Source organism: Microbacterium sp. (assembly GCF_031178525.1).
Classification (GTDB): Bacteria; Actinomycetota; Actinomycetes; order Actinomycetales; family Microbacteriaceae; genus Microbacterium.
The window spans coordinates 1-1,626 of sequence record NZ_JAPSJA010000400.1; the positions used below are offsets into that span (position 1 = coordinate 1).

Sequence of the window (1,626 nt, forward strand, 5' to 3'; positions counted from 1 at the left end):
TTCATGACGGACGACCTCGGCTGGAGCAGCGTCGACAACGGCGCGGCCGGGATCACGGTGCGCGGAAGCCGCGTGCGGCTGTTCGGCGTGGGCGACGCGCACCACGACCTCGACGACCTGGGGGCGGCCGAGGACGCGCTCGCCACGCTGCCCGCGGCTCCGCTCTCGCTCGGCGTGGCGCACGCGCCGTACCGCCGCGTGCTCGACGGCCTCACCGCCCTCGGGGCCGATCTGCTCCTGGCCGGGCATACGCACGGCGGCCAGGTGCGGGTGCCGTTCTACGGCGCGCTCGTGGCGAACTGCGACATCCCGCTGCGCCAGGCGCGAGGGCTCTCGATGTGGTCGCACCGCGGCCGCGTCGTGCCGCTGAACGTCAGCGCAGGCCTCGGCCACTCGATCTACGCACCGGTGCGCTTCGCGTGCCGTCCGGAGGTCTCCCTCATCACGCTCGCGCCCCGCGCCTGATCCGGCCCGGACATCCGGTCAGGAATCGAGAAGCGCTCACACCCGGCCACTCCTAACCTGAAGTCATCGCCCACGAGGGCGGCGATGAGAGGAGGATCACCATGGCCGAGACGCTGAGCAAGGAAGAGCGCGAGGCGGTCAAGGAGCGCGCGAAGGAGCTGCGCGCGCAGGCGAAAGCCGGCAGGAACCGCGAGGCCGGCGAGAAGGCCGTCCGCGAGGAGATCGGCAAGCTCGACGGGGACGACCGGGAGATCGCGGACGGCTTCTACGCCGTGGTGTCGGAGGGTGCACCGCACCTCGTGCCCAAGACCTACTACGGCATGCCCGGATTCGCGAACGACGAGGGGAAGATCGTCGTCTTCCTGCAGCCGGCGAGCAAGTTCGGATCGCGCTATTCGACGATCGGCTTCGAGGACCGCTCCACGCTCGACGAGGGCGACATGTGGGCCACGCACTTCGGCGTCGCACGCTGGAGCGAAGCGGTCGCCGAGCAGCTGCGGGAACTGGTGCGCCGCGCCACCAGCTGAGGCCGCGAGCGATGACAAGGGACCAGCCTCGTCACTGCGCGTAGCACGACAAAGGGACCGGCCTATCGGCTGGTCCCTTGTCGTGACGTCGGGGTGCGCCCCACCGCCCCTCCACGCATCGCTTCGCGCTGCGCGGAGCCTCTGCGGCGTGGGCCCGCCTGACGACCGCGAGCAATGACAAGGGACCAGCCCGGTCACTGCGCGTAGCACGACAAAGGGACCGGCCCATCGGCTGGTCCCTTGTCATTACGTCGGGGTGACAGGATTTGAACCTGCGGCCTCGTCGTCCCGAACGACGCGCGCTACCAAGCTGCGCCACACCCCGTTTTGCAACCCTGCAAGTCTACCCGATCCGAACGGGTGCGACGAACCGCCACCCGAGGCTGTCGCAGCCATCCCTCAGAACGCTGGGATCCCGCACGCGACGGAGCGCGGGGATCCACGATCCCCACGCTCCGGGAAGCCCGGTGCGCGCGGGATTCGGGCGCCACTTTAGGCTGGATCCCATGACCTTTGCGCCTCGCGTGGTGTCGTTCGACCTGGATGACACGCTCGCCCCGTCGAAGAGCCCGATCGATCCCCGCATCGGCGAGCTGCTGATCCGACTCGCCGAGCGCGTCGAGGTCGCGATCAT

The 1,626-nt window shown here is 69.7% G+C and carries 2 protein-coding genes and 1 tRNA gene; 2 read left to right on the forward strand and 1 reads right to left on the reverse strand.

The window, feature by feature from the left end; genetic code table 11:
* A partial coding sequence (locus tag RIF89_RS14850; RefSeq protein WP_375294497.1) for a metallophosphoesterase occupies window positions 1-465 on the forward strand: 465 nt, incomplete at its 5' end.
* A gap of 101 nt (window positions 466-566) precedes the next feature.
* A complete protein-coding gene (locus RIF89_RS14855) occupies window positions 567-992 on the forward strand; it encodes a hypothetical protein (RefSeq protein WP_309069843.1) in 426 nt (141 codons plus the stop codon).
* 251 nt (window positions 993-1,243) lie between these two features.
* On the opposite strand, the gene RIF89_RS14860 is transcribed toward RIF89_RS14855, so the two are convergent.
* Window positions 1,244-1,317: transfer RNA gene (locus tag RIF89_RS14860), tRNA-Pro, on the reverse strand.
* Between the last annotated feature and the right edge of the window lie 309 nt (window positions 1,318-1,626).

Bases quoted from the DNA above. Each gene is read 5' to 3' on its own strand.
- RIF89_RS14855 (WP_309069843.1), top strand. From the start codon at position 567: ATGGCCGAGACGCTGAGCAAGGAAGAGCGCGAGGCGGTCAAGGAGCGC.